At 46.7% G+C, this 26,957-nt stretch carries 21 protein-coding genes; 16 read left to right on the top strand and 5 right to left on the bottom strand.

The window, feature by feature from the left end; all coding sequences use genetic code 11:
- Positions 1-29: 29 nt before the first annotated feature.
- The 3 genes from C942_RS15190 to C942_RS15180 form a co-directional block, all read right to left on the bottom strand.
- Positions 30-1,019 (bottom strand): 2-hydroxyacid dehydrogenase, encoded by a 990-nt coding sequence (locus C942_RS15190; RefSeq protein WP_007467153.1) that lies wholly within the window; start codon positions 1,017-1,019, stop codon positions 30-32.
- A 117-nt stretch (positions 1,020-1,136) separates the two neighbouring features.
- Positions 1,137-1,637 (bottom strand): response regulator, encoded by a 501-nt coding sequence (locus C942_RS15185; protein ID WP_007467152.1) that lies wholly within the window; start codon positions 1,635-1,637, stop codon positions 1,137-1,139.
- A gap of 11 nt (positions 1,638-1,648) precedes the next feature.
- Positions 1,649-3,571, bottom strand: a complete 1,923-nt coding sequence (locus C942_RS15180; RefSeq protein ID WP_036800379.1) for an ATP-binding protein — start codon at positions 3,569-3,571, stop codon at positions 1,649-1,651.
- Between the two features lie 180 nt (positions 3,572-3,751).
- On the opposite strand from C942_RS15180, the gene C942_RS15175 reads away from it, so the two are divergent.
- From C942_RS15175 to C942_RS15115, 13 genes are all read left to right on the top strand, one after another.
- A complete protein-coding gene (locus C942_RS15175; RefSeq protein WP_007467150.1) occupies positions 3,752-5,062 on the top strand; it encodes a DUF945 family protein in 1,311 nt (436 codons plus the stop codon).
- Between the two features lie 222 nt (positions 5,063-5,284).
- Positions 5,285-5,701 carry a CBS domain-containing protein gene (locus tag C942_RS15170; protein WP_007467148.1) on the top strand — a complete coding sequence of 139 codons (417 nt, stop codon included), beginning with the start codon at positions 5,285-5,287 and terminating at the stop codon, positions 5,699-5,701.
- Between the two features lie 438 nt (positions 5,702-6,139).
- Positions 6,140-7,555, top strand: coding sequence for an SLC13 family permease (locus C942_RS15165; RefSeq protein WP_007467146.1), 1,416 nt, complete (start codon positions 6,140-6,142; stop codon positions 7,553-7,555).
- A gap of 41 nt (positions 7,556-7,596) precedes the next feature.
- Positions 7,597-8,922, top strand: coding sequence for a sensor histidine kinase (locus C942_RS15160; protein ID WP_007467144.1), 1,326 nt, complete (start codon positions 7,597-7,599; stop codon positions 8,920-8,922).
- A gap of 9 nt (positions 8,923-8,931) precedes the next feature.
- A complete protein-coding gene (locus tag C942_RS15155; protein ID WP_007467142.1) occupies positions 8,932-9,405 on the top strand; it encodes a response regulator in 474 nt (157 codons plus the stop codon).
- Positions 9,406-9,485: 80 nt separating this feature from the next.
- Positions 9,486-10,409, top strand: coding sequence for a pseudouridine-5'-phosphate glycosidase (locus C942_RS15150; protein WP_007467140.1), 924 nt, complete (start codon positions 9,486-9,488; stop codon positions 10,407-10,409).
- A gap of 90 nt (positions 10,410-10,499) precedes the next feature.
- A complete protein-coding gene (locus C942_RS15145) occupies positions 10,500-12,986 on the top strand; it encodes a zinc/cadmium/mercury/lead-transporting ATPase (RefSeq protein WP_007467139.1) in 2,487 nt (828 codons plus the stop codon).
- A gap of 332 nt (positions 12,987-13,318) precedes the next feature.
- Complete coding sequence (gene udp / locus C942_RS15140; RefSeq protein WP_007467136.1) at positions 13,319-14,086, top strand: uridine phosphorylase; 768 nt, start codon at positions 13,319-13,321, stop codon at positions 14,084-14,086.
- Positions 14,087-14,981: 895 nt separating this feature from the next.
- Entirely contained in the window at positions 14,982-15,734 is a 753-nt protein-coding gene (locus tag C942_RS15135) for an outer membrane lipoprotein-sorting protein (RefSeq protein WP_007467134.1), read from the top strand.
- Positions 15,735-15,750: 16 nt separating this feature from the next.
- Positions 15,751-16,980, top strand: a complete 1,230-nt coding sequence (locus C942_RS15130; RefSeq protein WP_007467132.1) for an ABC transporter permease — start codon at positions 15,751-15,753, stop codon at positions 16,978-16,980.
- Positions 16,970-18,187 (top strand): ABC transporter permease, encoded by a 1,218-nt coding sequence (locus C942_RS15125; protein WP_007467130.1) that lies wholly within the window; start codon positions 16,970-16,972, stop codon positions 18,185-18,187. The genes C942_RS15130 and C942_RS15125 overlap by 11 nt, the downstream gene beginning before the upstream one ends.
- The gene (locus C942_RS15120) at positions 18,187-18,870 is read left to right on the top strand and encodes an ABC transporter ATP-binding protein (RefSeq protein ID WP_036800374.1); all 684 of its coding nucleotides are present in this window, start codon (positions 18,187-18,189) and stop codon (positions 18,868-18,870) included. Before C942_RS15125 ends, C942_RS15120 begins: the two co-directional genes overlap by 1 nt.
- 44 nt (positions 18,871-18,914) lie before the next feature.
- Positions 18,915-20,048, top strand: a complete 1,134-nt coding sequence (locus C942_RS15115; RefSeq protein ID WP_007467128.1) for a hypothetical protein — start codon at positions 18,915-18,917, stop codon at positions 20,046-20,048.
- A gap of 101 nt (positions 20,049-20,149) precedes the next feature.
- On the opposite strand, the gene C942_RS15110 is transcribed toward C942_RS15115, so the two are convergent.
- Positions 20,150-21,316 carry a Card1-like endonuclease domain-containing protein gene (locus C942_RS15110; protein ID WP_007467126.1) on the bottom strand — a complete coding sequence of 389 codons (1,167 nt, stop codon included), beginning with the start codon at positions 21,314-21,316 and terminating at the stop codon, positions 20,150-20,152.
- Between the two features lie 391 nt (positions 21,317-21,707).
- Between C942_RS15110 and treR the strand changes: the two genes are divergently transcribed.
- The 3 genes from treR to treC all read left to right on the top strand — a co-directional run bounded on the left by treR (position 21,708) and on the right by treC (position 26,037).
- A complete protein-coding gene (gene treR, locus C942_RS15105) occupies positions 21,708-22,652 on the top strand; it encodes a trehalose operon repressor TreR (RefSeq protein WP_007467124.1) in 945 nt (314 codons plus the stop codon).
- 198 nt (positions 22,653-22,850) lie between these two features.
- Positions 22,851-24,281 (top strand): PTS trehalose transporter subunit IIBC, encoded by a 1,431-nt coding sequence (gene treB / locus C942_RS15100; RefSeq protein WP_007467122.1) that lies wholly within the window; start codon positions 22,851-22,853, stop codon positions 24,279-24,281.
- Between the two features lie 76 nt (positions 24,282-24,357).
- A complete protein-coding gene (treC, locus tag C942_RS15095; RefSeq protein ID WP_007467120.1) occupies positions 24,358-26,037 on the top strand; it encodes an alpha,alpha-phosphotrehalase in 1,680 nt (559 codons plus the stop codon).
- Between the two features lie 100 nt (positions 26,038-26,137).
- Here the strand turns inward: treC and C942_RS15090 are convergent, their stop codons facing one another.
- Entirely contained in the window at positions 26,138-26,776 is a 639-nt protein-coding gene (locus C942_RS15090; protein ID WP_007467119.1) for a LysE family translocator, read from the bottom strand.
- Between the last annotated feature and the right edge of the window lie 181 nt (positions 26,777-26,957).

The following is a 26,957-nucleotide window of genomic DNA, read 5'->3' as shown; positions in this document are numbered from 1 at the left end:
CGGGAGTAGACTCCCGCCATCCATAATTATTAAATTAACTCATTACCAGAGATGTCACTTGTACCAAAGAGTGCGATGTTTTTCAGGGTAGTATCGGCGATATTGCCCAGAGCCTCTTCTGTCAAGAATGCCTGGTGACCGGTAAACAGAACGTTGTGGCAGGCAGACAGTCGGCGGAATACGTCATCTTTAATAACGTCGTTAGACTTATCTTCGAAGAAAAGATCCTGTTCATTTTCGTAGACATCAATTCCCAGCGAGCCGATTTTGCCGTTTTTGAGTGCTTCAATGGCATCTTTGGAATTAAGTAGTTCGCCGCGGCTGGTATTGATGAGCATCACTCCGTCACGCATTTTGTCAAAAGCATCAGCATCGAGCATATGATGATTTTCTTCAGTCATCGGGCAGTGCAGTGTGATAACGTCAGCTTGCTGGTAGATTTCATCGAGTGAAGCATAAGTGACGCCTAACTCGACAGCGAGAGGATTTTCATAAGGGTCGTAAGCCATTACGTTCATCCCGAAACCTTTAAGAATGCGAATAGTGGCAATGCCGATTTTACCTGTGCCAATTACGCCAACGGTTTTTCCGTGGAAGTTGAATCCAGTCAGACCTTCAAGGGAGAAGTTGGCATCACGGGTGCGTTGGTAAGCTCGGTGGATTTTACGGTTAAGGCTCATCATCAGGCCTAAGGTATGCTCGGCGATAGCTTCCGGAGAGTAGGCCGGGACACGTACTACCTGAATACCCAGTGATTTCGCCGCATCTAGATCCACTTTGTCGAATCCAGCGCAGCGCATAGCGATAAGGCGAACATTATTTGCGGCCAGTTCTTCAAGCACAGGACGGCTCAAATCATCGTTAACAAACGCACATATGGCATCGAATCCCTGCGCCATCTTTACAGTTTGCTTTGTCAGGCGAAATTCAAAAAAGACCAGCTCGTGCTGATAGCTGTTGTTTATAAGCTCGAATGACTTTTGATCGTACTTTTTGGTGCTGAAGACTGCTACTTTCATGGATCACCTTTTCGGCTGGCTTACATTGTTTATGTGATGAACATAACACTTTCCAAGCTCGCCGAAAAGTTTTGTATGACAAATATCAATAACAGGGCAGATATTACCTGTTAGCTATTAAAGATCAGACAGGGTCAGGCGTCTCTCACTGAGTGCTTTCATTATTCTTGCTGTATCAAGGATTCGTGCCCATGGCATTAGATCTTTTTCATTTTCAATGACGTAGGTGGTCAATTGGTCTATCACTACTTCTTTGAGCTGATTGCCATCCCATGGTTTGGCAATGTAATAATCCAGGCTGGCGTTGTTGACTGCCTGAATGGTTTCTTCCAGCCCGGCTTGTCCGGTCAGTAGAACCCGTCGGCAAAGAGTAGTTTCAGACTGATGTTTCAGCTCAATCAGGAAATCAATGCCGGTTTCACCGGGCATAATATGATCGCAAAGGATCAGGGCTAGGGGGATATGATCCGCAATGGTATCGGCTAGCACTTCCTTGGCCTCATCAACAGACTCCGCCGCTTCAATAATGAAGTGTTCCTCCAGCTCGCTTAAGTCATGCAATACACTGTCGAGCACTTCTCTTTCATCATCAACACATAAGATGAGGTATTTGTTCATACGGCCTCCTTTTAAATTGGTAACGTCACTATCATCCTGGTGAACTGTCCGGGCTCAGATTCAACCCGTATGACACCATCGTGTTGGTGGATGATTTGCTGACAAACAGACAATCCTATGCCTAAGCCGAAGTTGCCTTCTCGTTTGGTGGTGTAATTAAGTTCAAATATTTTCTGTTGTTCCTCGGGTGGGATCCCTTTCCCGTTGTCTTGCACAATAACATCGATTTTTTTCTGGTCAGAGTCCGGGGTAAAACGGGTGCTAATATGAATTTCCCCCGGCTCATCAATAGCATCAAGCGCATTGGAAATTAGGTTAGTCCAGACTTGTTGTAGTGCTATCGGCTGGCAGTTGAGCGACGGCAATTCGGAATACTCTTTAGTAACATGATGGCGCTTTAATCGGTTCTCAAAAATGACCAGGGTATCTTCCAGTCCTTCGTGAAGATCTACACAGTGCACAGTTTCATCATCTTGCCGGGCATAGCTTTTCAGGCTCTTGACCAAATCAGCAATTCGTTGGGCACAGACGTTAATTGACCGCAGGAAATTACCCATTTGATAATAGTTATCCCATTCACCCATCACGGATTTCAGCTGTGACTTTTGCGGTAACAACCAGGATTCAAGATAGTTTTGCTCATCAATACCCATTTGTACCGCTTTGCGGGCAAGCTGGCGATCATTGAGAACAGATTCGAGTTGTTTGGCTCGCTGGCGGGTTTCAGAGGTAGAAAGAGGCCGTGACTGCATTGCTTGTTGCAGGATGAAATTGCCTCTGGTCTGATTTTCGTAACTTAGTTGAGTATCGGTCAGTTTACAGATGGTTTGCTTGAGGGTATCGCTGCCGCGCAAAATTGCGGATACCGGATTGTTCAACTCGTGGGCGACGCCTGCGACCAGTTGTCCCAGCATGGCCATCTTTTCTTTTTCCACCAGCTGGTGGTATGCCTCATCGAGAGTTTTCAGTGTTTGTTGTAACTGCATCTCTGTCTGAATGCTGCCCTGCAGACGACGGTTGAAGTTACGTAGCAGCAAGTTAGTAAACAGGGGTAGCAGCTCACTTCTGGAATTCATCACTTTGTTGAATAGCTGTCGGTCGAGTTTAATGACATTGGTTTTACCTAAAGTGACGCCGGTAGAAAATGAAGGCTCACCAGTAACAAATGACATGCCGCCGACTAAGTGACCTGCACTAACCCGCACCACTTCATGTTTACAGTCATGTTCGTCTTTTTTATAAAGCGCTACTTCTCCCTCTGTGATAAACCACAAGAAGTTGTTCGGCTCACCCTCGACAGTGAGCAGGTGGTTTTCACTGTAAGTCCGACAAGCTCGATCTTCATCGTTGCCGTCGAAGAATTCATACAAGGCATCGGCAACCTGGCGGGCGAGGCTGGCATCATCAAGTTCATTGGTATTTTGGATAAAGCCGGAACGAAAGTTCGACATCTGTCTTTCAATATGAGCGTTGAGGATCCGGCGGTGATCGAGCACCTGGCTGTAGCTCAGCCAGTCTTCTGTCGGGTGTTTGAGCACAAATGTCGTCAGTTCTTTGAGCAGAACCTGATGAAGTTCTTTTCTGTTCCAGGGTTTAGTTAGGCAATAGTGGAGTCGACCTTCATTAACCGCCTGCATGATATCGTCAAGCTGCGGCTTGTCATTGAGTAGGATCGAACGGGCCTGAGCGGAAACTGGATATTGATCGAGTCGAACCAGGAAGTTGACCCCATTATCTTTGCCCAGCTCATTATCGCATATCACCATGGCAACAGATTGGTTGTTCTCTTCAATGAACTGCAAGGTGTCGAGTGCTTCATCAATACTGTACGCATTGCAGATATCAAAGAGCGCAGAAAAGGGCGCCAGATCTTTATTCAGGCGCTCAACAATAATTGGATCGTCATCCAGACAGACAATGACAAAGTTATTCACCCTCGGCTTCCTGTTTTATTGTTGGAGTTATTACTTAGAGTGTATAAGAAACCAACAGAAGAGACTGAGATGCGGCTTACAAAGCTTTATCATTAGTCGTTGATAAATAGAGGTTATGCAGCGTTTGTTTAGCCTGGTGTGTTACACTGTATTTTTCACTCTCGGAGATTGGGATACAGAATGTTAAAACAAGTTGGTGCTGTTGGCGGTGCCGTAGCTATCGCACTGTGTTGGCCGCTAGCAACAGGACAGATTGGTGAGCAGGTTTACCAGGATACAGTTGGTCAGTATGAAAATCCTTATCTGACGATCAGCAACGAAAGTTACGACCGTGGTTACCTGAGTTCTGATGCAGTATCCCGCATCGAGATCAATGAAGAATGGAAGCCGGTTTTTGAAGATGAAGGCCTGCCGACTGTCTGGCATTTACATCATAAAGTCGAGCACGGCATCATGAAGGTGACTTCTTCAAGTGAGCTGGTGCTGGATGAAAATCTTAAGCCGTATGCTGACAGCATGTGGGGCAAAGACGTAGCACCTATCAGCTTTACTTCATCAACCGCTCTGAACGGCAAAACTGATTTCAATATCACGCTCAATCCAATGAACTATAAGAATGATCTTGGAGCTAAGGCTGATATTAAGGCTCTGGTTTTTGAAGGAACGATTGATACCAAAGGTGCTGGTGAGTTCCGCTACAATCTGCCAGAGGCAACCATTATTACCACTGCAGATGAAGCCATGACGCTGACCGGCCTGAAAGGGAGTGGTAAAGGTAAGTTAGACGGTCAGTTCTGGATTGGCAGCCAGGATGTTTCTTTGCAGCATGTGAGCTTCAAAGATCTTAGCAGTGACAAAAGTGTTGAAGTCGATAACGTTGAGCTGGCAATGAATAATGTGCTTGCTCAGTCGGCATCGTCTGAGGAGCCAAAAGCCGATCAGTTGCTGACGAATACCAATATGATGCGCATTGATAAGATCGTGTCGCTGGAAGGCCGAGAGTATCGTGATTTCCGCTTTAATGTGTCATTTGCTGATCTGAACTATCCGGCCATCAGTCGCCTTGGCAATATGGCTGAAGACCTGAATGAGCAGATCACACCTGAACAGGCTGAAGAAGCAGCTCTGGCGCTGGATTTGCTGGTGGCTAAAGGTCTGAAATTCTCTATTGATGATCTTAGTATCGTCACGCCGGAAGGGGATGTGAAGAGCAACCTGAATATGGTTGTGGCTCCGGGTATTGCGCGAGCTTCCCAGAACCTGGCTCAGGTAGCAGAAAAGCTGACCGGGGAAATTAACCTGGTTTTACCGGTTGAACTGGTTGAAGCGGATCCGGCACTGCATCAGAAAGCGACCATGATGGAGCAGAACGACATTATCACAAAGGATAAAGAAAAGTACTCGCTGCATATGAAGATTGAAGGTGACAAGATTATCCTTGCTTCAGGTGACCAACTGCCACTGGCTATGTTGCTGATGCTCTTTATGTAACTAACCAGAGATATTGAATGTTAAAACCCGCTGTCTCGCACAGCGGGTTTTTTGTATCAGAAGTAAAACACGGTTAGTTGATAGAAGATACCTATTGATAAAATTACTTATTTCTATTTAGTAAATTGGGATAAATAGGCGACACTTAATTTAACGGCAACAGGCAGAAGAATATGAAATAGCCTGTTTTTCTAGCATAAACAATGAGTTCAAGGGGGATGCATGGAGTCGTTAAAAGTTAAAGATTACATGAATGCGCGCCCGGTAACATTCGACCCTAAGATGTCGCTATCCCAGGCATTGGACAAGCTACTGACGGCGAAGCAAATCGGTGGGCCGGTAGTTGATGAGAATCGTAAAGTGGTCGGTTTCCTGTCAGAGCAGGACATGATCCATAAGTTACTGAAGGTAGGTTACCACTGTCAGGATACCCACAATGTTGGTGAATGCATGCGCCAGGATGTCCTGACCGTTGCTCCAGATGATTCTATTATTGAACTGGCTGAAACCATGGCGGGTCAAAAGCCAAAAATCTATCCGGTTGTTGATAACGGGCAATTAGTGGGGGTGATCACCCGTCGTGATGTGCTAAGTGCCATCAGTACCCAAATTGGTGACTGCTTTAAACATCCGGTGTAATGCATTTTTACTGAGAACATTTGATTGAGAAAAGGCGCAAACTGCGCCTTTTCTTTATTTACAACAAGCTTTTATCTTCTGTTTAATCAGTGACTTCAAACTGTATTACTGCCTTGCTCATAGCATCACAAATCAGATGAAAACTATTTATAATTCACTTGTTTAGTGATCTGATTCTAAGTTCACGCCTTCATTTTTCTTCACAATGTAACCTGCAAAAGAGCTGTATATCCAAACAATTTCACTAATTCGGATGTGGTATGAGTCCGGCAGTGAGTTCTGAAGTCGTTTGGTTATATATCTGCCAGCAGTAAATCATTTGTTGGCAGTTGCTCATGCTTGAGTGCTATTTCTTCCAATAAGAATTCCCAATAAAAAATAAAGGATGAATACAGGCATGAAGGACAGGTTTTTTTGCTTTAAGGGAATAATCACAACATGCGTCAATATCTGAAGTACATCATACCGATCCTTATACCGCTTCTTATCTTAATTTTGCCTGCATCGGCGTTTCCTGTTGATGGGCTAACCATTATTCAGCAGCGAGTTATTGCTATCTTCCTGTTGGCTGCACTGTGCTGGGTGTTCGAGTCTATTCCTATTTATGCCACGTCTGTTGTGATTATTGTGCTGGAATTGCTGTTGCTGTCGGATAAAGGGCTTTACCTGTTCCGTCGTGCAGAGGGGCAGCCGCATTTCGGTGAACTGCTGAATTACAGCGATATTATGGCTGCCTTTGCCAGCCCAATCATTATGCTATTTCTTGGTGGTTTTTTCCTTGCTATGGCGGCAACCAAATATCGTTTGGATGTAAACCTTGCACGTGTATTGCTCAGGCCGTTTGGTACTCAACCAAAGTATGTGATGTTTGGCCTGATGCTGATCACCGCTGTTTTCTCGATGTTTATGTCTAATACCGCAACTACGGCGATGATGCTGTCGATTCTGGCACCGGTTATCGCTCTGTTTGGTAGTAAAGATCCGGGAAAAATCGCTTTCGCACTTTGTATTCCGGTCGCGGCTAATATCGGCGGTATTGGTACTCCTATCGGTACTCCGCCTAATGCGATTGCTTTGAAATACCTCACAGGTGATAACCTGATCACCTTTGGTGAGTGGATGTTCTTTGGTGTGCCGTTTGTTGCGATATTACTGGTGTTTGCCTGGGGGCTGATAAACCTTCTTTATCCGGCCAAACAGGAAAAAATAGAGTTGACTATCAAAGGTAAGTTTCTCAAAACGCCGAAGGCAATCACGGTTTATGTCACTTTTGCCCTGACGATTATTTTATGGCTGATGGGGTCGGCGCATGGTATGAACGCATACACGGTCGCACTGATCCCGGTAGCGGTCTTCTCATTGACGGGCATCATCAACAAGGAAGATCTCAAGAAGATTTCCTGGGACGTGCTGTGGTTGGTTTCTGGTGGTATCGCACTCGGACTGGCGTTAGATCAGACCGGGCTTGCCCGCCTGATGGTGCACAGTATCCCGTTCGACAGCTATTCGCCATATGTTGTTTTGGGCGGCTCGGCGATTCTGTGTCTGACAATGGCCAATTTCATGTCACATACCGCTACGGCAAACCTCTTAATGCCTATTATGGCGGCGCTAGGAACCTCAATGGTCAGCCTTGTTCCGCTTGGCGGTGAGATCACCTTGATTCTAGTGGTGACCTTTGCTGCTTCATTGGGGATGTCGCTGCCGATCAGTACACCGCCGAATGCGCTGGCGCATGCGACAGGTCATGTTGAAAGCAATCAGATGGCGCGGGTGGGAGTTATTATCGGTGTAGTTGGTATCGTGCTGAGTTTCGTCATGATTTGGTTGCTGCACATGATTGATCATATCTGAGTTCAGAAGAGCCTGGGTTGCAATTAGTTTACGGAGAATACATGTACCAGCCGAAAACACTACAGCGCATCATTGATATTTATTTTACTGATCCTGAACGGGTGATTTCGGTAAAGGCCGGGACGCAGGTGCTGCGCCAGGATGGTTTCAATGACAGGCTGTATTGGGTAAAGCAAGGGGAACTGTGCGGGTATCTGCAAAATGATAATAACAGCCTGACGGCGAGGATATTCCGGGTCCGACAGGGGATGTTTTTTGGTGTTCACAGTTTTTTTTCCCGTACTCTGGTGGCATCAACAACGGTGATTGCAGAAACAGACAGTGAGCTGGCCTGGATCGATCTTGACACCCAGGCCGTTGAACCAGAGGTATACGGTTCACTCAGTGAGCAGTTTATGCCGGTGATGATGCATGAACTTGCACAGCGTCAGGTGCTGGCCGGGATGCAGGCTTTTGAAAAAGAAAAAGCGCTGCAGAAACTTTATGCTGCCGAGCAGATGACCACGCTGGGACAATTGGCAGCGGGTATTGCCCATGAACTCAATAATGCAGTGGGGGTGCTGAGCAGCAAAACCGAAGGTTTGCAGGGCGCAATTTGTCGCTTCTTGCAAGAAAGCAAACCGGAGGTCAGCCACTTCCTTGAACTCGGTATTGATCATGGTCAGCAGGCACCTTCGGCACAAGTGCGTAAAAGAGCTCGTGAGTTACAGGAAATGTACGGGCTAGGACGGGAGCAGGCAAGGCAATTGGCCCGGGCGCAGCCCCAAGGTGAAATCCCTGCTTCCTGGTTAGCAAACCTTGATGAAGCATTGCAGTACTGGGATTTAGGGCGAGATTTGCATGACATGCGCCTGGCATCCAAACACGCTACTTGTATTGTCCGTTCAGTGAAGCAGTTGGGCGGAACTGATAATGTTCGCCAGCCAGATATCGATCTTAACGACACCATCAATAAATCATTGTCATTGCTCCAAAGTAACCTGCGTCGGGTCAATGTCTTGCTTCGGCCCGGTGAGTTGCCATCAATGTCGGCCAGTTCCACCGAACTGGTGCAGATTTGGGTCAATATCATTAAGAACGCCTGTGATGCAATGGAAGGGACACCTGAGCCCCAGCTGGAAATTACAACCCGGCATTCAAGGAATCGTCTGCTTGTCACTATCAGCAATAACGGGCCTATGATAGATGAAGCAACCCGAAGAAAAATATTCCAGCCAAATTTCACCACTAAAAAGGGTGGTCTTTCATTTGGTTTAGGTCTGGGTCTGGCGATAGTCCAGCGAATTGTGCACAGCTACGGTGGCACGATTGCGCTTAAAAGTGACCCGGAGACAACAAGATTTCGGATTAAACTACCAATCACGTAAGGGATGGTCATGGAAAAACTTAATATCATCTGTGTAGATGATCAGAGGGAAGTGCTAAGTGCCGTTTTAAAGGATTTAGCGCCGCTGAATGACTTCTTCAATGTTGAGGATTGTGAATCAGCGGATGAGGCACTTGAGTTGATCGACGAGCTTGATGCAGAAGGGGAGTTTATTGCACTGGTGATTTCGGATCATGTGATGCCGGGAAAAACCGGGGTAGAGCTGTTAACTGAAATATCTCAGGACATGCGGTTTACTCAGACTAAGAAAGTGCTGCTAACAGGTCAGGCAACGCATCAGGATACGATTGAGGCGATTAACCGTGCCCGCATTGAAAGTTATTTTGAAAAGCCCTGGAAGGCCGAGGCATTGCTGACCACAGCCCGCAGCCTGATCACTGAATACATTTTTGACATGGGGCTGGATTATCAGCGCTGGGCTGACATTTTAGATAACAGTGTTGTTTTCAGGCGACTGCGTTAAGAACTTATGCTCTGCCTGCGATGGCTTTGTTGTTATTAGCGATTAATATCCAAACATAACCCAAGCACCGAGGAACGCCTATGTGTCAGGATTATCTGGATATTCATCCGGAAGTAAACAAGGCATTGCAGTCGGGGAGACCAGTTGTCGCTCTGGAATCGACCATTATCTGCCACGGTATGCCGTATCCGCAAAATGCTGAAACGGCTTTAAAAGTGGAACAGATTGTCAGAACTAGTGGTGCGATACCGGCGACTATTGCGATCTTGAACGGGCGACTGAAAATAGGCCTTACCCATGACGAAATCGAATATCTCGCTAAATCCGGAAGGGGCGTTGTTAAGGTCAGCAGGCGGGATATTCCGTATATTGTCAGTTCTAAATCAGATGGTGCGACAACAGTAGCATCGACCATGATCCTGGCAAATATGGCCGGGATTCGTGTATTTGCGACCGGTGGTATTGGTGGCGTTCACCGTGGTGCCTCCGAGACATTTGATATTTCCGCTGATTTGCAAGAGTTGGCTAATACGGATGTGGCAGTGATTTGCGCGGGGATAAAGTCCGTGCTCGATATCGGCCTGACACTGGAATATCTGGAAACGCAGGGCGTGCCGGTTGTCGGTTACCAAACTCAGCAACTTCCTGCTTTCTATTGTCGAGAAAGCGGATTTGATGTTGATTGTCAGTTGGACTCGCCGGAGCAGGTTGCTCGGTTACTGAACACTAAGTGGGATATGGGAATAAAAGGCGGTGTTGTGGTTGCCAATCCTATTCCTGAAGATTACGCCATGGAAAAGTCCCGAATGGACAGCGTAATTACTGGTGCCATTACTGAAATGAATAAGGCTGGTATCAGGGGGAAAGACACTACGCCGTTTTTACTGGCAAAAGTTGCTAATAAAACGTCAGGAGAAAGCCTGAATGCCAATATCGCATTGGTTTTCAATAACGCCATGCTGGCTGCTCAGATTGCGATAAGTTTAGAGAAACTGAAAAAGTGAGCCGCAACCTATTTTGTTCTTGACCTTTGAGTCGACTCCAAGGTTTATAGTTATTGCAAATGGGAAATAATCGCATATAGGAGTAAAACCATGTGTGCTCAATGCAATAACAAAAAAACACATATTCATACCGTTCAGCAAGCAGCAGCAAATGCCAGCTCTGTTCGCGTAGAACATGGGGTGACTGAGTCGTGCTGCTGTTCTGCTGGTACAGCAACCATCTGCTATGCAGATTCAGAAAGCAGCGGCGATCCTGGCTCCGATGATGATCCTGCCGGGCGAAAACCGTCCTTTATTATTAATTCCATCTCGAAAATTATCGGTAATTCTTTCACATTTTCTATTTTCCAAACAGACAGTTCCGCTCCGTCAGAGTCAGTATCACCTTCATCTTGTCGTTCCGATTGCTGCTCTGATCATGTTAATGACGTTGATGAGCAGGAGCTGGAAAAAGAGCTGCTCAAATCATCAAATGGCCAAACCCTGAGCTGGAAAATCCAGAATATGGATTGTCCTAGCTGTGCCCGTAAGCTTGAAAAAGCGTTATCTGTCGTTGATGGATTGCAGAGTGCTAAAGTTTTATTTGCCACCCAAAAGCTTGTGGTAAGCGGTGTTGGTGCTAGTCTGGCAATAGCTGTCGAAGAAAAAGCAAAGGAAACGGGTTTCCCATTGGTTTCTGCCCGCGGTAATAAAGAAGAAACAGAAAATCATAATACCATCAGGCCGTATATACCTGTTTTAACCATTGCTGTCATGATGGCGGTGTCGGTTCTGATTAATCGCAGCTCGGAAACATACGGCCTGATAGCTTTCACGCTGACCACACTAATCGGTCTGATCTCGATTGTTAAACAAGCTATCAATTTAGCAAAGGGCGGAACACCGTTTTCGATTGAGACCCTGATGACAGTGGCAGCAGTCGGTGCATTGTATTTAGGTGAAACTGCGGAAGCCGCAATGGTTCTGTTGCTGTTTTTGATTGGTGAACAGCTTGAAGGTTACGCATCCGCCCGCGCTCGAAGTGGTGTTAAAGCTTTGATGGATCTTGTTCCTGAAAAAGCTTTGGTTATCTGCCCGGACGGCACCAGAGAAAAAGTTGCAGCAGAAGAGCTTAAAAAAGGTGATGTGATTGAAGTGGCACCGGGTGGACGTCTGCCTGCTGATGCCGTTTTAACAGAAACTTCAGCAAGCTTCGATGAAAGTGCGCTGACCGGGGAGTCAGTTCCGGTTGAACGCCTGCGTGGTGAAAAGGTGATGGCTGGCTGTCTGGTTTCAGATAAGCAGGTTCAGCTGAGAATTGTTTCTGAACAGGGTGATAATGCCATCGACCGTATCCTTCACCTGATTGAAGATGCCGAATCCCGAAAAGCACCGCTGGAGCGTTTTATTGATCGCTTTAGTCGTTTGTATACTCCGGCCATGATTGCGTTGGCGGCATTAGTCATCGTGATTCCGCCGTTGTTGTTCGGTCAGGGCTGGAGTGAGTGGATTTATAAAGGCCTAACTCTGTTACTAATTGCTTGTCCTTGTGCTTTGGTTATTTCGATTCCGGCTGCGATTACTTCGGGCCTGGCGGCAGCAGCACAACGTGGTGCCCTGATTAAAGGTGGTGCTGCATTGGAGCAGTTAGGGCATATCGAAACCGTTGCTTTTGATAAAACGGGTACCCTGACTCAGGGTAAGCCAGTTGTGACTGATGTTGTAAGTTGGGATGGTGATGAGGACAAACTGCTTTATCAGGCCGCAGCTGTTGAGGACGGTTCGTTGCACCCGCTGGCACAGGCTGTGGTTAATGCGGCTCAGGCGCGAGGATTAAAGCTGGATGTAGCCGATGAACGAGAAGCTTTGCCGGGTAAGGGCATTCAGGGGGTAATTGGTGGTGATACCTTATTGCTGGCTGCAGCGGATCGCTTGCCTGCATCAGTACAGTTAACAGCAGGACAGAAAACAGAGGCTGAATTGCTGGAAGGTGAAGGCAAAACCCTGGTAGTCGCGGTTCGTAACGATGAACCTGTTGGCTTGATTGCATGGCGAGACAATCTGCGTAATGACACCCGTGAAGCGATTAAAATCCTTAAGGCGATGGGGATTCATTCAGTCATGCTAACCGGTGATAATCCGCGTGCTGCTGCGGCTATCGCCAGAGAGATCGATATTGATTATCGTGCTGGCCTGTTACCCGCAGATAAAGTAACTGAGGTTGAACTTGCTAATAAAAATGCCAAAGTGGCGATGGTCGGGGATGGTATTAATGATGCGCCAGCAATGAAAACCGCATCCATTGGTATCGCAATGGGTGGAGGTACTGATGTGGCGCTGGAAACCGCAGATGCAGCCCTGACTCATAACAGAATTTCAGAGTTGCCGGAAATGATAGCGTTGTCCCGCGCGACACTGAGCAATATTCGCCAAAATATTTTTATTGCCCTGGGGCTGAAAGGGGTCTTCCTTGTAACGACCTTACTTGGCTTGACTGGTCTGTGGGTCGCAGTTCTGGCTGACAGTGGAGCGACTGCTTTGGTGACATTGAATGCATTGAGGTTGTTACGCTTTGAGTCAAAAGTGAAACGTACTTAATGCTCTGATGGAAAAACATTCAAAAGCATCGCCTTGTGCGATGCTTTTTTATTGAGATTAATTTTGTGATAAAGCGCAAAGGTAACCGTTTTTATGTGATCTAGCTCTCTCTGGGGTGAAAAATGAAATTCATACTATTTCTCTTAATGTGACTACAATCACTAAAAACTAAAAATCTATCGGCTATCTTTAGCCTTGTGTTTTGTTAATGCTTTTTTTGAAAGCATTGTCAAAACAACAACTTTTTTAGTTTTTTTAATTATTTGATTCATAGCCGCAGGCCTCGAGCGACCCCCCTTAATTTCGCGGTAAAGTATAAAAAGGATATGACTATGTCTGACAACGCTGTATTCCACCTAGGTGTAACAAAAGAAGATCTGAATGGTGCTGAACTGGCTATTATTCCAGGTGATCCGGCCCGTGTTGAAAAGATTGCAAACCTGATGGAAAACCCAGAATTTCTGGCCAGTGCTCGTGAATATACTGTTTACCGCGCGAAGCTAGACGGCAAATCTGTTGTTGTTTGTTCAACTGGTATCGGTGGCCCATCTACTTCTATCGCAGTTGAAGAATTGGCACAGCTGGGTGTTCGTACTTTCCTACGTGTAGGTACAACTGGTGCGATCCAGCCACACATCAACGTTGGTGACATGATTGTAACTACAGGTTCAGTACGTCTTGACGGTGCTAGCCTGCACTTCGCTCCAATGGAATTCCCAGCAGTAGCAGATTTCAGCGTTGCTACAGCAATGAAAGCAGCCTGTGATGCAGACGGCGCAACAGTACACACAGGTGTAACAGCATCAAGTGATACTTTCTACCCAGGCCAAGAGCGTTACGATACATTCTCAGGTCGTGTAGTTCGTCGCTTCCAAGGTTCTATGGACGAGTGGCAGCAAATGGGCGTGCTTAACTTCGAAATGGAATCAGCAACTCTGCTAACCATGTGTGCAAGCTCTGGCCTACGTGCAGGTTGTGTAGCAGGTGTTATCATCAACCGTACTCAGAAAGAAATCCCTGATCACGCGACTCTGAAAGAAACTGAAAAGCGTTCTATCAAGGTGGTAGTTGAAGCTGCTCGCCGTATGCTGGCTGAGTAATCCCAATCCCTTGTTATTTAATACGATAACTGTGTTGGAAGTGCTCATTGATAGTCTCATCAACTGCGCGCTTCCGCCTTGTTCTCGAATTAAATTCCTACGGGCTTGAGTGTAACAGATTCCAGAGAACCGGCGCATTGCGTCGGTTTTTTTATTATCTCAATTTCTTTATCGGGAATGCTCATTTATGTATATAAACTCCGCGTTCCCTCTTCGACCTTGAGGTAAATTCCTGCGTGCTAGTAAGTTAGCAGTAATGATTATAAAACCGATGCTTAGGCATCGGTTTTTTCGTATGAAGACTTTGTTGGAAGTGCTCATTGATAATCATCAACTGTGCGCTTCCGCCTTGTTCTCGAATTAAATTCCTACGGGCTTGAGTGTAATAGATTACAGAGAACCGGCGCGCTGCGTCGGTTTTTTTATTATCTCAATTTCTTTATTGGGGATGCTCATTTATGTATATAAACTCCGCGTTCCCTCTTCGACCTTGAGGCAAATTCCTGCGTGCTAGTCGTTAGCAGTAATGATTATAAAACCGATGCTTAGGCATCGGTTTTTTCGTATGAAGACTTTGTTGGAAGTGCTCATTGATGGTCATCAACTGTGCGCTTCCGCCTTGTTATCGAATTAATTCCTACGGGCTTGAGTGTAATAGATTACAGATAACCGGCGTATCGCGTCGTTTTTTATGGTTCTAATTTATTTCGCTTATTAGCTGGCACTGTTTAATTCACACTTCTTTATTTGTTTATTGACTAAATCTCCAACCGGATTGTCGGCCTTACTTCTTCTGTCTATATATTAATTACATAGCTCAGGTTTTTACCGGGCATTTTGAATCTTCGGGTTTAACAACCGGTTATTTCGGGACCATCATGACAAGGAATAGCTTATGCGTGCGTTCTTTTTAATGCTGTTGTGTTTGATTGGACTTGGATCCGGTTGTGTATACGCGCAGCCAGCATCGGAAATTGTCCGGCAGTCCGATTTACAAATGCGTGGTGATTCCAGTTACTCTGAAGCAACGATGAGGATTATCCGTCCGAACTGGACGCGCTCAATGAGTATGAAAAGCTGGACTAAAGGGTTGGACTTGTCTTTGGTGCTGGTAACGGCACCGGCAAAAGATAAAGGCAGTGCTTCGCTTAAGCGCCAGCGTGAAATGTGGAACTGGATCCCCAGCATTGAGCGGGTGATCAAAATTGCTCCTTCGATGCTGAGTCAGTCATGGATGGGATCGGATTTCACCAATGATGATCTGATTAACCAGTCTTCCATTGTGGTGGACTATCGTCACAAGATGGTCAGGGATGATGTGTTTGATAAAGATCCTTCATGGGTTATTGATGCCTTTGCTAAACCGGATGCGCCAGTGGTCTGGAATAAGGTGAGGTTATGGATTTCCAAAAATAGTTATTTGCAGCGGAAAGTTGAGTTCTATGATGAATTCGATGAGCTGGTTAATACCATGAATACCTACGATGTCCGAAACCTCGGGGGCCGTCAGGTGGCGACCCGGATGGAAATGTTACCGGCGGATAAACCGGGTAATAAAACGGAAATCATCATTCATCAGGCGCAGTTTAACTTTCCGCTCAAAGACGGGTTTTTCTCCCTGAGTCAGATGAAGGCATTGCGCGACTAACGCTACAGGAGCCTTTATGTTACTAAAACTGGCCTGGCGTAATTTATGGCGGCAAAAACGGCGCACAATTCTGACCGCATCAGCACTCGCTTTAGCTCTGGCGTTATCCCTTTTCATGCGTTGCCTGCAGGAAGGCACCTATGCCAATAACATAGAGAATGCCGCTCGCTTTTATACTGGTTTAATACAAATACAGCATCCAGAGTTCTCTGAAAGTCAGAGTATTGATGACCTGCTTCCTGCTAGCAACGCATTTATCACTCCAGTCAGAAACCATCGAAATATCAATCAAATATTGCCGCGCATTGAGTCTTTTGCCCTTGCAGCGGCGGGAGAAAAATCAAAGGGGGTGATGGTATTGGGTGTAGCCCCTGAAAAGGAAGATGCGTATTCCGGAATTGCAAACAAGGTAAGCTCCGGTGAATTTCTCCGTGCGGATGATGACCAGCTCTTAATCGGTGAAGGATTGGCGAAGTTTTTCGGACTTGAAGTAGGGGGTGAGCTGATCCTTTATGGGATGGGCTATCGGGGACAAACAGCCGCGGGGCTATATACCATCAAAGGATTACTCGATTTTCCGATGCCACAGCTTGATAACCAGTTGGTTTATATGCCTTTAGCTTTGGCACAATCACTCTACAGTACAGAGCAGCAGGTAACCTCCTGGGTGCTGCATACCAAAGACTTAGCTGAACTGCCCCAAACCGTTACTGATTTGACCCGTGAATATGGCGGGCAGGCGCAGGTTCGTGATTGGGAAGATCTGTCGCCGGAAATGTCGCAGCAAATTGTGATGGATAAAGTCAGCGGGATCATCATGATGTACTTGCTTTATGGGGTCGTCGGTTTTGGCTTGTTTGCCACATTGCTGATGATGACGCTGGAGCGCCAGCGTGAATTTGGGGTGATGCTGGCAACCGGTCTGCTCAGAAGAAAGCTGATTCTGTTGATATGTATTGAGTCTCTGTTTATCGCCATCATTGGCGTCGTTATCGGTTTGTTGGTGGCAACACCGGTTCTCATTTGGTTCTACTACAACCCAATCACGCTGACCGGTGAAGTTGCAGAAATGATCCTTGAGATGGGCTGGGAGCCTGTTATGCCTGTTATGCTGGCTCCCTGGCTTTTCATTGATCAGGTCGTCACTGTACTGGTGTTACTGGCGCTTTGTATGTTGTACCCGATCTGGCGGATCTATCGCTTGGATCTGGTAAGTGCACTTAAGGGAGGCGGTTATGCTGGTTAAACTGGCCTGGCGCAATCTTTGGCGCAATAAAATTCGTACCGGCATTATGCTCAGTGCCATGGTGTTTGGTCTGATTGGCGCAGTGAGCATGATGGGGTTTGTGACTGGTATGTATGCCAGCATGATCCATAACGCCATCGCCTGGCAGACCAGCCACATCCAGGTTCATAACAGCCGCTATCTTAATGATCCCGACATTAATGCAACCATTGTCGATGCATCTCAACTGCAACAAGCGATTGCCGAATTGACGGATGTGAAGGCATGGTCAGCTCGCTTTGTCGCAGATGGGATGGTTGCGTCTGCTCGCAGTGCCCGCGGAGTGAGGATTACCGGTGTTGAACCGGATGCTGAAGCGCAGGTGACACCAATTGTGGAAAGTATTGAGCAAGGGGAATGGCTATCCGACGAGGGGCGAAATCCGGTATTGGTCTCGGTCAAAATGGCGGAGCGCCTGAGGTTGAAGTTGGGATCGAAAGTTGTCTTGACGCTGACCAGTGCCAGCGGTGAGGTTACCGGTGGCGCTTTTCGTGTTCGCGGAATATTTAAAACCCCGTCATCGGCTTTTGATGACGGAAATGTATTTGTCCGGCGAACAGATTTAAGTGCTCTGGCTGGCATCGATGGCGTTCATGAAGTCGCAATTCTGCTGGGAAATGATAATGATGCTTTTGCTTTCAAAGATGAATTGCAGGCTCAGATATCATCGCAGAATACGGTTCGCGACTGGCAAGAAGTTCAGCCAATGCTGGCCTCCATTATTAAGCAGATGGGGCCGAGCAATGCCATCATGTTGGGGATTTACGTTGTGGCGTTGGCATTCGGTATCGTCAATATCATGCTTATGTCGGTATTCGAGCGTACCCGGGAGTTCGGAGTTTTGATGGCCGTCGGAATGCAAAAGCACAAGGTGTTCATGCTTATCATGCTGGAAACAACCTGCTTGGGTGTCTCCGGTGCTGTGTTGGGGATACTGGGTAGTATCGGCTTAGTTGCTGTTTTTCAGCAGACCGGAATCCCATTGGGAAAAATGGCTGAAGGACTGGGGGCATTCGGGGTCGATACCACACTTTACCCTCAGGTATCTGTGAGTGATTACCAGATGGTTTTTATAACGGTCGTTGCAGCCAGCTTGCTGGCTGCGTTGTACCCGGCGCACCAGATCCTCAAAAAGCGCCCGGTTGATGCAATGGCGGAGAAGCATTAATGACAATTCGAACAAGCCAGCTTTGCAAAACATATAACGAAGAATCTGATTTTCCGGTTCATGCTGTGAAAAGTCTCGATTTGACCATTGAGCAAGGAGAGTTCGTTGCCGTTATGGGGCCGTCGGGTTCAGGCAAAACCACTTTGCTCAATATGCTTGGCGGAATTGATAAGCCGTCATCGGGCAGGGTGCTGATTGATGACTGTGACATTAGTGAATTACCGGAAAAGTCGTTAATTGCTTTTCGACGGGACCACATTGGCTTTATTTTTCAGGATTACAGTTTGCTGCCTGTTTTGACGGCATTGGAGAATGTCGAATTTGTCATGCAACTTCAGGGACATAGTGAAAAGGAATGTCGTAAGCGCGCCTGCGCATTATTGGAGCAGGTCGGCTTGTCAGAGCAGCAAAATAAAATCCCGGCTAAGTTGTCCGGTGGGCAGCAGCAGCGGGTAGCAGTTGCTCGGGCTTTAGCGCCAAGCCCTCGCTTTGTGATGGCCGATGAGCCGACAGCAAATCTTGATGCTCAAAGTACAGCAGAGCTTTTAGATATCATGCAGCAGCTCAATGAGAAAGAAGGCACAACGTTTATTTTTTCTACCCATGATCCCAGGGTGATCAAACGTGCCCGGCGGGTGATTGTGTTTGAGGACGGGCAACTGACAGAGGATCGCTGCCAGTGAAGAGAATTTGTCGGCTTATCTGCTTGCTAATTGTTGTGTGGAATATGGGTACTGCGCAAGCGCAAATACCCGGATTGGAACCTGAGCAGGACTGGGATTTAACTGGTTATGTGAAGTATATGGCTACCGGTAACTTTCCGGATCAACAGAGCAACGGGTTAGACCACCTTATTCATCAGCGATTTAATTTGGAATATCGCGTTACTCCGGATTTTAGATTAAATGCAGGAATGCGAAATCGTCTGCTTTGGGGGGATACTGCTGAAACCCCGGAATTTGGCCGGTTGGTTGAGCTGGACTTGGGGTACTTTGACTTGTCGACCAATTGGCTGGATAAGAACGGCATCGTCGGGAACTCTCAGTTTGATCGGCTCTATGTTAACTGGGACAAGGACGACTGGCAGTTAAGGGGCGGTCGTTTTCGTATTAACTGGGCAATGACAGCGCTTTGGAATCCTAACGATATCTTTAATTCCTATTCAATTTATGATTTTGATTACGAGGAACGTTCAGGTACTGATGCGCTTATGGTCAGTCGCAAGCTTGATTTTGCCAGCTCGGCTGAAGTGGTTTACAGCCCGAGTGAAGATAACAAATTGGAAAGCTATGCCGCCCGTTACCTGTTCAACTATCAGGGCTGGGATATTCAGTTTATTGCTGGAAAAGCAAATCTTGACAGAGTGATAGGTGCCGGTTTCGCCGGGGATATCAAAGGGGCTGGCTTCAGGGGAGAAGTCACCTGGTTTAGCCCGACTCGTGATGAATGGCGGGGAGAACCATTGGATTCAACTTCGGTATCAACACTGGAGTTGGATTACAGTTTCGGCGGTAGACGTAACTGGATGGCGCGAGCTTCAGTGATGTATATTTCAGAACCATTGGCTCCTGATAATGCGCTGCTATTTTTGAATTTACCCTTGACGGCAAGAACACTGAGCTTTACTGAGTGGAGTTGGTATACAGATGCCGGGTTTGATATCACTCCGTTAAGTCGCTTGACTTTTTCCGGCACTTACTATAATGATGATTCGTTTTTTCTCGGAGCCAGTAATACTTATTCCTTAGCTGATGATTGGCAGTTGCTGGCAGTGGTCCAACGATTTGACGGCAGTAACGAAAGCCTTTTCGGTCAGACGGCAAGTACTCTGTTGTTTATGCAGGTAAGGTGGAGTTTTTGATTGAAAGCGTTCTGGTGGGAAGCGATGGCTCGAAATTAATCTTTAAGGGAAGGGAAATGTGAGGTACGAGAATCTGAATCATCTCGCACCTCATGATAGAATCAGTTAAGGATATGGCTCTGTCCACCGGCATCTTTGAGCCAGTTGTGCAGGTGGGTATGCAGATCACCCAACTGGTCCGGGCCGATAATCGCCAGACCCAGATCCTGTGCGCGAACCAGATCGTGGTGGCGTAGCGGACGGAAACTTACCAGCATGGCACGAGCCTGCAGGCCGCCAAGCAGATCGCGCAGTGATTCCAGCTTGTACAGGGTGTCATCACCGTCGTCGCGCATGCCTTTGGTCTTACACTCGATAATATGGAGTTTGTTGTTTACCACCGTTGCAACATCAAGTTCATTGCGAACTTCACGCTCACCAATCTTGCGGTAGACCTGTACACCCAGCGAGTGGTCCTGAATTGTCGGTAGTTCATTCTGAATAGCTCGAACCGTACTGTAGACCAGGTTTTCTAACCACTCCCCGTTAGCAAATCGGCGTGCTTCTTCATGTTTGAACGTCAGCACTCCATCTTTGTAGGTGGCCAGTCCGGTTTCTTCCAGATCGGACAACAACATCCCCAGCTCTTTATAACCTTGTTGTTTTACGCTCAGTTCAACATCCAGGCGTTGTTCTTTTCGGCAGGTTGTTGCAAGGTAGTTCAGAGTCGCCAGACCCGGACCAAGTTCCAATGCGGAGCTTGCCCAACGCTGGCCAAGTTCCCAAAGCTGGTCATTCAGTGCTTCCGGCACACTGTTTTCCGGCAGTTCGCAGCGCGCGCCGAAGATTGTCAGGTAATCAGTCAGCTGAATACGGTCTTCAACCTGTTGTTGCTCACGACCGGCAGGGTAAAGCCAGCACATTTCATCACTGTAAGGTTCGATTACGTAAATTGGCCAGTGGTAAGTGCGGAAAACTTCATAAGCTGAAAGCAGACGGTGACGAAGACCGCAGCTTGCATTGAACCAGATCTCTGAGTCTTGCTGCTTCAGTTGCTCTGCCAGTTCATTAAGTCGACCGCGAATTGACGTGACATTAATTGAGTCTGGGATAATAAAGAATTCAGACTGAATGTTACGGGGAATAAGAATGGTGGTCAGGCGTTCAAATTGTTCTTGCTGAGATTCTGTACCGATAAAAATCATTTTATCGGCAGGAATGGCGTGATCGAGTAAGGGAGTGATAAGTCTTACCGGATCCTGATCGATAATGCCAACGTGAGTAATCATAAAATTCCTTATGCTTTAACTCGTGCGGGCTTATTAAAAAGGGAAAACAAAAGAACAGGCCGACACACGACTTCTAGCAATTTATTGCTTTAACTATCATTTAATACCAAACAAACATCGTTCAGTTTGATATAGATATGGGGATGGCTGAACGGAATTTCAAGTAAATACCGCCACCCGACCAAACATATCCGATTCTGCTCCATGTTATGTCCGTATACTGTAAGTATTTGTCATAAATCGAGACTTTGGTATTTCTTCGACATCATAAATAAAAATTACTCTCATTTGTTCTGAATATAAGGAAATTTAAGTTTGCGTTAAGGAAAAGGATTGAAATCCTTGTCCTGACAGTGACAATAGAGGGCGTTGTCCCTGTTTGTACTGACTTATGACTCAAAAGCTTACTATTTTAGATATCGCGAAATTGGCCGGTGTTGGTAAATCAACGGTTTCGCGTGTACTTACCAATGATCCGAAAGTAAAGCCGGAAACCCGTGAAAAGGTGGAGCAGGTGATCCGTGAGTCGGGTTACGTGCCGTCAAAATCGGCTCAGGCGATGCGCGGCGGCAGTGCGAAAGTTGTCGGTATTATCTTGTCTCGTCTGGATTCCACATCGGAAAACAAAGCGGTACGCGGAATTCTGGAAGTGATCTACCAGGCTGGCTACGACGCTGTGATCATGGAAAGTCAGTTCAGCGCGGAAAAAACGAATGAACACCTTGCAGTACTGCAGAAACGTAATGTAGACGGGGTGATTGTGTTTGGTTTTTCTGACTGTGATTTGTCATCAATTGAGAAGCTCAAGCACAAGGCGGTTGTGATCGCGGTAGATACCGACAGTATTTCATCTGTTGGTTATGATAATCAGGGTGTTATTGAGCTGGCGATGAACCATTTCATTGAACAGGGTAAGCAGAATATCAGTTATGTTGGTGTTGATCCGAGTGATAAGACCACAGGTCTGATGCGTCTTAATGCTTATCTGGAGTGTTGTCAGCGCTTTGGTATTGAGTCGTGTTATCAGACTGGACAACTGAGTCATGAAAGTGCGTATCAACTGGCCGATGATGTGATCAAGACGAAAACTCAGGCTATAGTTTGTGCCAGTGATACCCTAGCCATGGGCGTTGCCAAGCGACTTCAGGAACTGAACCGTACCGATATTCAGGTTTCCGGTGTGGGGGCGACAGATCTTCTCTCCTTTATTTATCCTAATACCTTCAGTATTGACCCCGGTTATCATCAGGCCGGACAATCCTCTGCTAACTTGTTGATTAAACAGCTTAACGGCCAGCATGAGGTGACTCATTTGACTCAGCAGGCAAGCTTGTAGCAGGCATTCTAAGATCATTTTATAGAGTGTGATCGTGGTTGCAGAATAGCGCTACATTGTGAACTGATTCACGCTATGGGAATGTTCCCATTTTATTTTTCCGATAGGTTTGTCATTATTCTTATCAATTGGTGGGAACATTCCCATTGGGCGAAACACAACTACGACATTCCTATTAAACCAAAGATGGATATCGGCATGAGTAAGATTAATCGACAGCAAATCGAGCGTCTGGTGACCTTGATTGGGGGCAGTGAAAACATTGCCAGTGTCAGCCACTGCCTGACACGCCTGCGTTTCGTGCTAAGCGATACTGACAAGGCTAGCGTTAAGGACATTGAACAGATCCCTATGGTGAAAGGTTGTTTCACCAATGCGGGGCAATTTCAGGTAGTAATTGGTACAGAAGTCGACCAGGTTTACAAAGTACTGACTGAGCTGACAGGTAGTGCTGGCGCAAGTAAGGAAGAAGCCAAAGTGGCCGCTCGCCAGAACATGAGTTTGTTGGAACGTGGGATCTCACACCTTGCCGAAATCTTTGTTCCATTGTTGCCAGCGATTATCACCGGTGGTCTGATTCTTGGCTTCCGTAATGTGATCGGCGATATCCGCATGTTCGACGGTCAGACACTGACACAAATCAGTCAGTTCTGGGCGACGGTACACTCCTTCCTGTGGTTGATCGGTGAAGCTATCTTCTTCTTCCTGCCGGTTGGCGTTTGCTGGTCTACGGTGAAAAAACTGGGTGGTACGCCGATTCTGGGTATCGTACTGGGTGTCACACTGGTTTCACCTCAGCTGATGAATGCTTACCTCATTGGTCAGCAGGTTCCTGAAAGCTGGGATTTTGGCTTGTTTGTGATTGAAAAGGTCGGGTATCAGGCCCAAGTTATCCCGGCGATGCTGGCCGGTATTGCTCTGGCAGTTATTGAAACCAACTTGAAGCGTATTATTCCAGCGTATCTGTACCTGGTTATCGTACCGTTCGTTTCTATCATCTTGGCGGTGGTTCTGGCTCACGCATTCATCGGTCCGTTCGGTCGTATGCTGGGTGATGGTGTCGGCTATGCGGCTAAAGTTGCGATGACAGGTGACTTTGCAGTTCTGGGCTCCATGATCTTCGGCTTCTTTTATGCGCCGCTGGTGATTACCGGTGTTCACCACACAACAAACGCTATTGACCTTCAACTGATGCAGGATATGGGCGGTACGCCAATCTGGCCTTTGATTGCTCTGTCTAACATTGCTCAGGCATCTGCGGTGGTGGGTATCATCTGGATTAGCAAAAAACACAATGAACGCGAAATTTCAGTACCGGCAGCAATCTCTGCTTACCTAGGTGTTACAGAGCCGGCGATGTACGGTATCAACCTGAAATACAAGTTTCCGATGCTGAGCGCCATGATTGGTTCAGCGATTGCCGCCGCTATCTGTGGTAGTGCTGGTGTGATGGCAAATGGTATCGGTGTTGGTGGTCTGCCTGGCATTCTGTCAATTCAGCCTCAGTACTGGATGGTTTATCTGGTAGCAATGCTGGTGGCCGTTATTGTTCCGATTGCCCTGACATTGGTGATGTACAAACGTGCACAAGCTAAAGGTCAGTTGGAGCAGTCTCCCCAAACTGCGTAACAAACACTTCTCTCGGGTCGCCGGTTATACCGGCGGCCACATCTTCGAAAAGAAATTAACGATCAGGCAATACACGATGAAAGAGCAATTCGAATGGTGGCGTACGGCTACTATTTACCAGATTTATCCTAAAAGCTTTTGTGACAGTGGCAGTCAGGGTACGGGCGATATTCAAGGGATTATTTCAAAGCTCGATTATCTGAATACATTGGGTGTGGATGCGATTTGGCTGACCCCCGTCTATTGTTCGCCGATGGTCGACAATGGTTACGATATCTCTGATTACTACAACATTAATCCAGATTTCGGCACCATGGCTGATTTTGATCACCTGCTTGAAGAAGCTCATCAGCGCGACATCCGAATCGTGATGGATATTGTGGTTAACCACACTTCGACTGAACATGCCTGGTTTAAGTCGGCATTGGGCGATAAAAACAGTCCGTACCGTGATTACTACATCTGGAAAGATCCGGTTGAAGGCCAAGAACCAAACAATTGGCAATCGAAATTCGGCGGTAACGCTTGGGAGCTGGATGAAGCAACCGGTCAGTATTACTTGCATCTGTTTGCGAAAGAGCAGGCTGATTTGAACTGGGAAAACCCGAAGGTTCGTGAAGAAGTGAAAGACATCATCAGCTTTTGGGCTGAAAAAGGCGTTGATGGTTTCCGCCTTGATGTGATTAACCTTATTTCCAAACAGCAGGACTTCCCGAGTGATGACATCGGTGATGGCCGTCGATTTTATACTGATGGTCCTCGTGTTCATGAATACCTTCAGGAAATCAGTGAGGCCGTTTTCCAGAAGTATGGTTCTGTAACTGTCGGTGAAATGTCGTCAACAACGCTGGAGCACTGTCAGCAGTATTCATCGCTTGACGGAAAAGAGCTGTCTATGGTGTTCAACTTCCATCACCTGAAGGTTGATTATCCTAACGGTGATAAGTGGACCAAAGCACCGTTTGATTTCCATCAGTTGAAACAAATTTTCAATCACTGGCAACTTGGCCTGAACGCAAAAGGTTGGGGCGCATTGTTTTGGTGTAACCATGACCAGCCACGCGTCGTGAGTCGCCTGGGGAATGATCAGCAATACAGAGTGGAATCTGCCAAGATGCTGGCTGCATCGGTACATATGATGCAGGGAACTCCATATGTTTATCAGGGCGAAGAAATCGGCATGACTAACCCTGGCTACACTTCAATTGAGCAGTACCGTGATGTAGAAAGTACGAATATGTATGACATCATGGTGAACGAGCAGGGTGTTAGCGAGGACGATATGCTGGCGATTTTGGCTCAAAAGTCGCGCGATAACTCTCGCACCCCGATGCAGTGGAATGATAGCCAGTACGCAGGTTTTTCGAAGGGACAACCATGGCTGGAAGTAGCTGCAAATTATCCGGAAATTAACGCAGATAAAGCAGTAGCCGATGAAAACTCCGTCTTCCATTTCTACCGTAAGCTGATTGCGATGCGTAAGGAAATCGAGGTGATTACGACCGGTGACTATACCGATCTGATGCCGGAAGGTGACCGAGTATTCTGTTACAAACGTGAGTCTGAATCTCAAATTCTGGTTTGTATTAACAACTACTACGGTGAAGTAGCAGAGTGCTTCCTGCCGCAAGAGATTGAAGCTGAAAAAGGTGAGTACGTACTGTCAAACTATGGAGAGGTGATGGAGCAGACTCCGAGTAACTGTTTTGCACTACGGCCTTATGAAACTCGTATTTTGCTAATCAATAAGCAGTAAAGAGTTTAAAGCAGTCAGAAAAACAAGATCAGTTGGTTAAATAAAAAGAGCGCTTGCAAAACTTGCGGGCGCTCTTTTTTATGTGATTCGGAAAGCAAGGTTATGGCGTCGGAATTTGAGATGCCAGCAGCCAAATAGCCAGAATGAAGAAAATCAGCCCCATAAACTTATGCTGGTTAGTTCGGAATTTGTCATTCTTCAGCAGTGATTGTCCTAGGCTACCGACCATAGTGACCAGAAACAGGTTAAACAGCAGTCCTAGTACATTCAGCAGCAGGCCAAGCACCAGCATCTGTTCACCAGATGTAGCTGTTATCTGAGAGGAAACAAATTGTGGCAGAAAAAGAACAAAGAAAATCAGAGCTTTAGGGTTTAACAGGTTGCTGATCACAGCGCGGCGGTACAGAGTCATCGCCAGGCCAGACTGTTGCTCAACTTCCGGAGCATCGGCTGCCTGGGTGCGCATACAGTCCCAGCCCATTTTCAGCAGGTAAGCACCGCCCAGTACACGAAGTACTTCCAGCGCAAACGGGTTCATCGCAATCAGGGCTGAAACGCCCATAGCCGCCAAAAGGGTCAGCATTACGCCAGATGTGGCATTACCAAGGCTGGCAAAGACACCAACTTTTTTGCCATAGCTCAGGCTGGAGCTGGCAATCAATAACATATCCGGTCCCGGGATCAGCAGAAGTGCAATTACCGCAGTCAGGTACACCGGCAAAATGGAGAAATCAATCATGGTTACAGCGTTGTTCGGAAAGGAAGGCTGGATTCTACCGTTAAACCTAGTTTGATTGAACACTAAATAAGTAATTAATGGTTAAAATATCCTCAAGTTGGTCTGTTGGTGGTTTTCTGTACTGTATTGGTTCTGTAGTTGGGAAAAACCAGAGCAAACCGAAATAATGGGTATGTATTTT

Origin of the sequence: Photobacterium marinum, from assembly GCF_000331515.1 — a bacterium.
Lineage (GTDB): Bacteria > Pseudomonadota > Gammaproteobacteria > Enterobacterales > Vibrionaceae > Photobacterium > Photobacterium marinum.
The sequence above is the reverse complement of the archived record's forward strand: the minus strand, read 5'-3'. Positions and strand labels throughout refer to the sequence as shown.

Bases quoted from the DNA above. Each gene is read 5' to 3' on its own strand.
- treR (WP_007467124.1), top strand. From the start codon at position 21,708: ATGACTCAAAAGCTTACTATTTTAGATATCGCGAAATTGGCCGGTGTT.
- treB (WP_007467122.1), top strand. From the start codon at position 22,851: ATGAGTAAGATTAATCGACAGCAAATCGAGCGTCTGGTGACCTTGATT.
- treC (WP_007467120.1), top strand. From the start codon at position 24,358: ATGAAAGAGCAATTCGAATGGTGGCGTACGGCTACTATTTACCAGATT.
- C942_RS15170 (WP_007467148.1), top strand. From the start codon at position 5,285: ATGGAGTCGTTAAAAGTTAAAGATTACATGAATGCGCGCCCGGTAACA.
- C942_RS15175 (WP_007467150.1), top strand. From the start codon at position 3,752: ATGTTAAAACAAGTTGGTGCTGTTGGCGGTGCCGTAGCTATCGCACTG.
- C942_RS15110 (WP_007467126.1), bottom strand. From the start codon at position 21,316: ATGATTACTCACGTTGGCATTATCGATCAGGATCCGGTAAGACTTATC.
- C942_RS15185 (WP_007467152.1), bottom strand. From the start codon at position 1,637: ATGAACAAATACCTCATCTTATGTGTTGATGATGAAAGAGAAGTGCTC.
- C942_RS15130 (WP_007467132.1), top strand. From the start codon at position 15,751: ATGTTACTAAAACTGGCCTGGCGTAATTTATGGCGGCAAAAACGGCGC.
- C942_RS15165 (WP_007467146.1), top strand. From the start codon at position 6,140: ATGCGTCAATATCTGAAGTACATCATACCGATCCTTATACCGCTTCTT.
- C942_RS15120 (WP_036800374.1), top strand. From the start codon at position 18,187: ATGACAATTCGAACAAGCCAGCTTTGCAAAACATATAACGAAGAATCT.
- C942_RS15155 (WP_007467142.1), top strand. From the start codon at position 8,932: ATGGAAAAACTTAATATCATCTGTGTAGATGATCAGAGGGAAGTGCTA.
- udp (WP_007467136.1), top strand. From the start codon at position 13,319: ATGTCTGACAACGCTGTATTCCACCTAGGTGTAACAAAAGAAGATCTG.
- C942_RS15190 (WP_007467153.1), bottom strand. From the start codon at position 1,019: ATGAAAGTAGCAGTCTTCAGCACCAAAAAGTACGATCAAAAGTCATTC.
- C942_RS15135 (WP_007467134.1), top strand. From the start codon at position 14,982: ATGCGTGCGTTCTTTTTAATGCTGTTGTGTTTGATTGGACTTGGATCC.
- C942_RS15125 (WP_007467130.1), top strand. From the start codon at position 16,970: ATGCTGGTTAAACTGGCCTGGCGCAATCTTTGGCGCAATAAAATTCGT.
- C942_RS15150 (WP_007467140.1), top strand. From the start codon at position 9,486: ATGTGTCAGGATTATCTGGATATTCATCCGGAAGTAAACAAGGCATTG.
- C942_RS15160 (WP_007467144.1), top strand. From the start codon at position 7,597: ATGTACCAGCCGAAAACACTACAGCGCATCATTGATATTTATTTTACT.
- C942_RS15090 (WP_007467119.1), bottom strand. From the start codon at position 26,776: ATGATTGATTTCTCCATTTTGCCGGTGTACCTGACTGCGGTAATTGCA.
- C942_RS15115 (WP_007467128.1), top strand. From the start codon at position 18,915: ATGGGTACTGCGCAAGCGCAAATACCCGGATTGGAACCTGAGCAGGAC.
- C942_RS15145 (WP_007467139.1), top strand. From the start codon at position 10,500: ATGTGTGCTCAATGCAATAACAAAAAAACACATATTCATACCGTTCAG.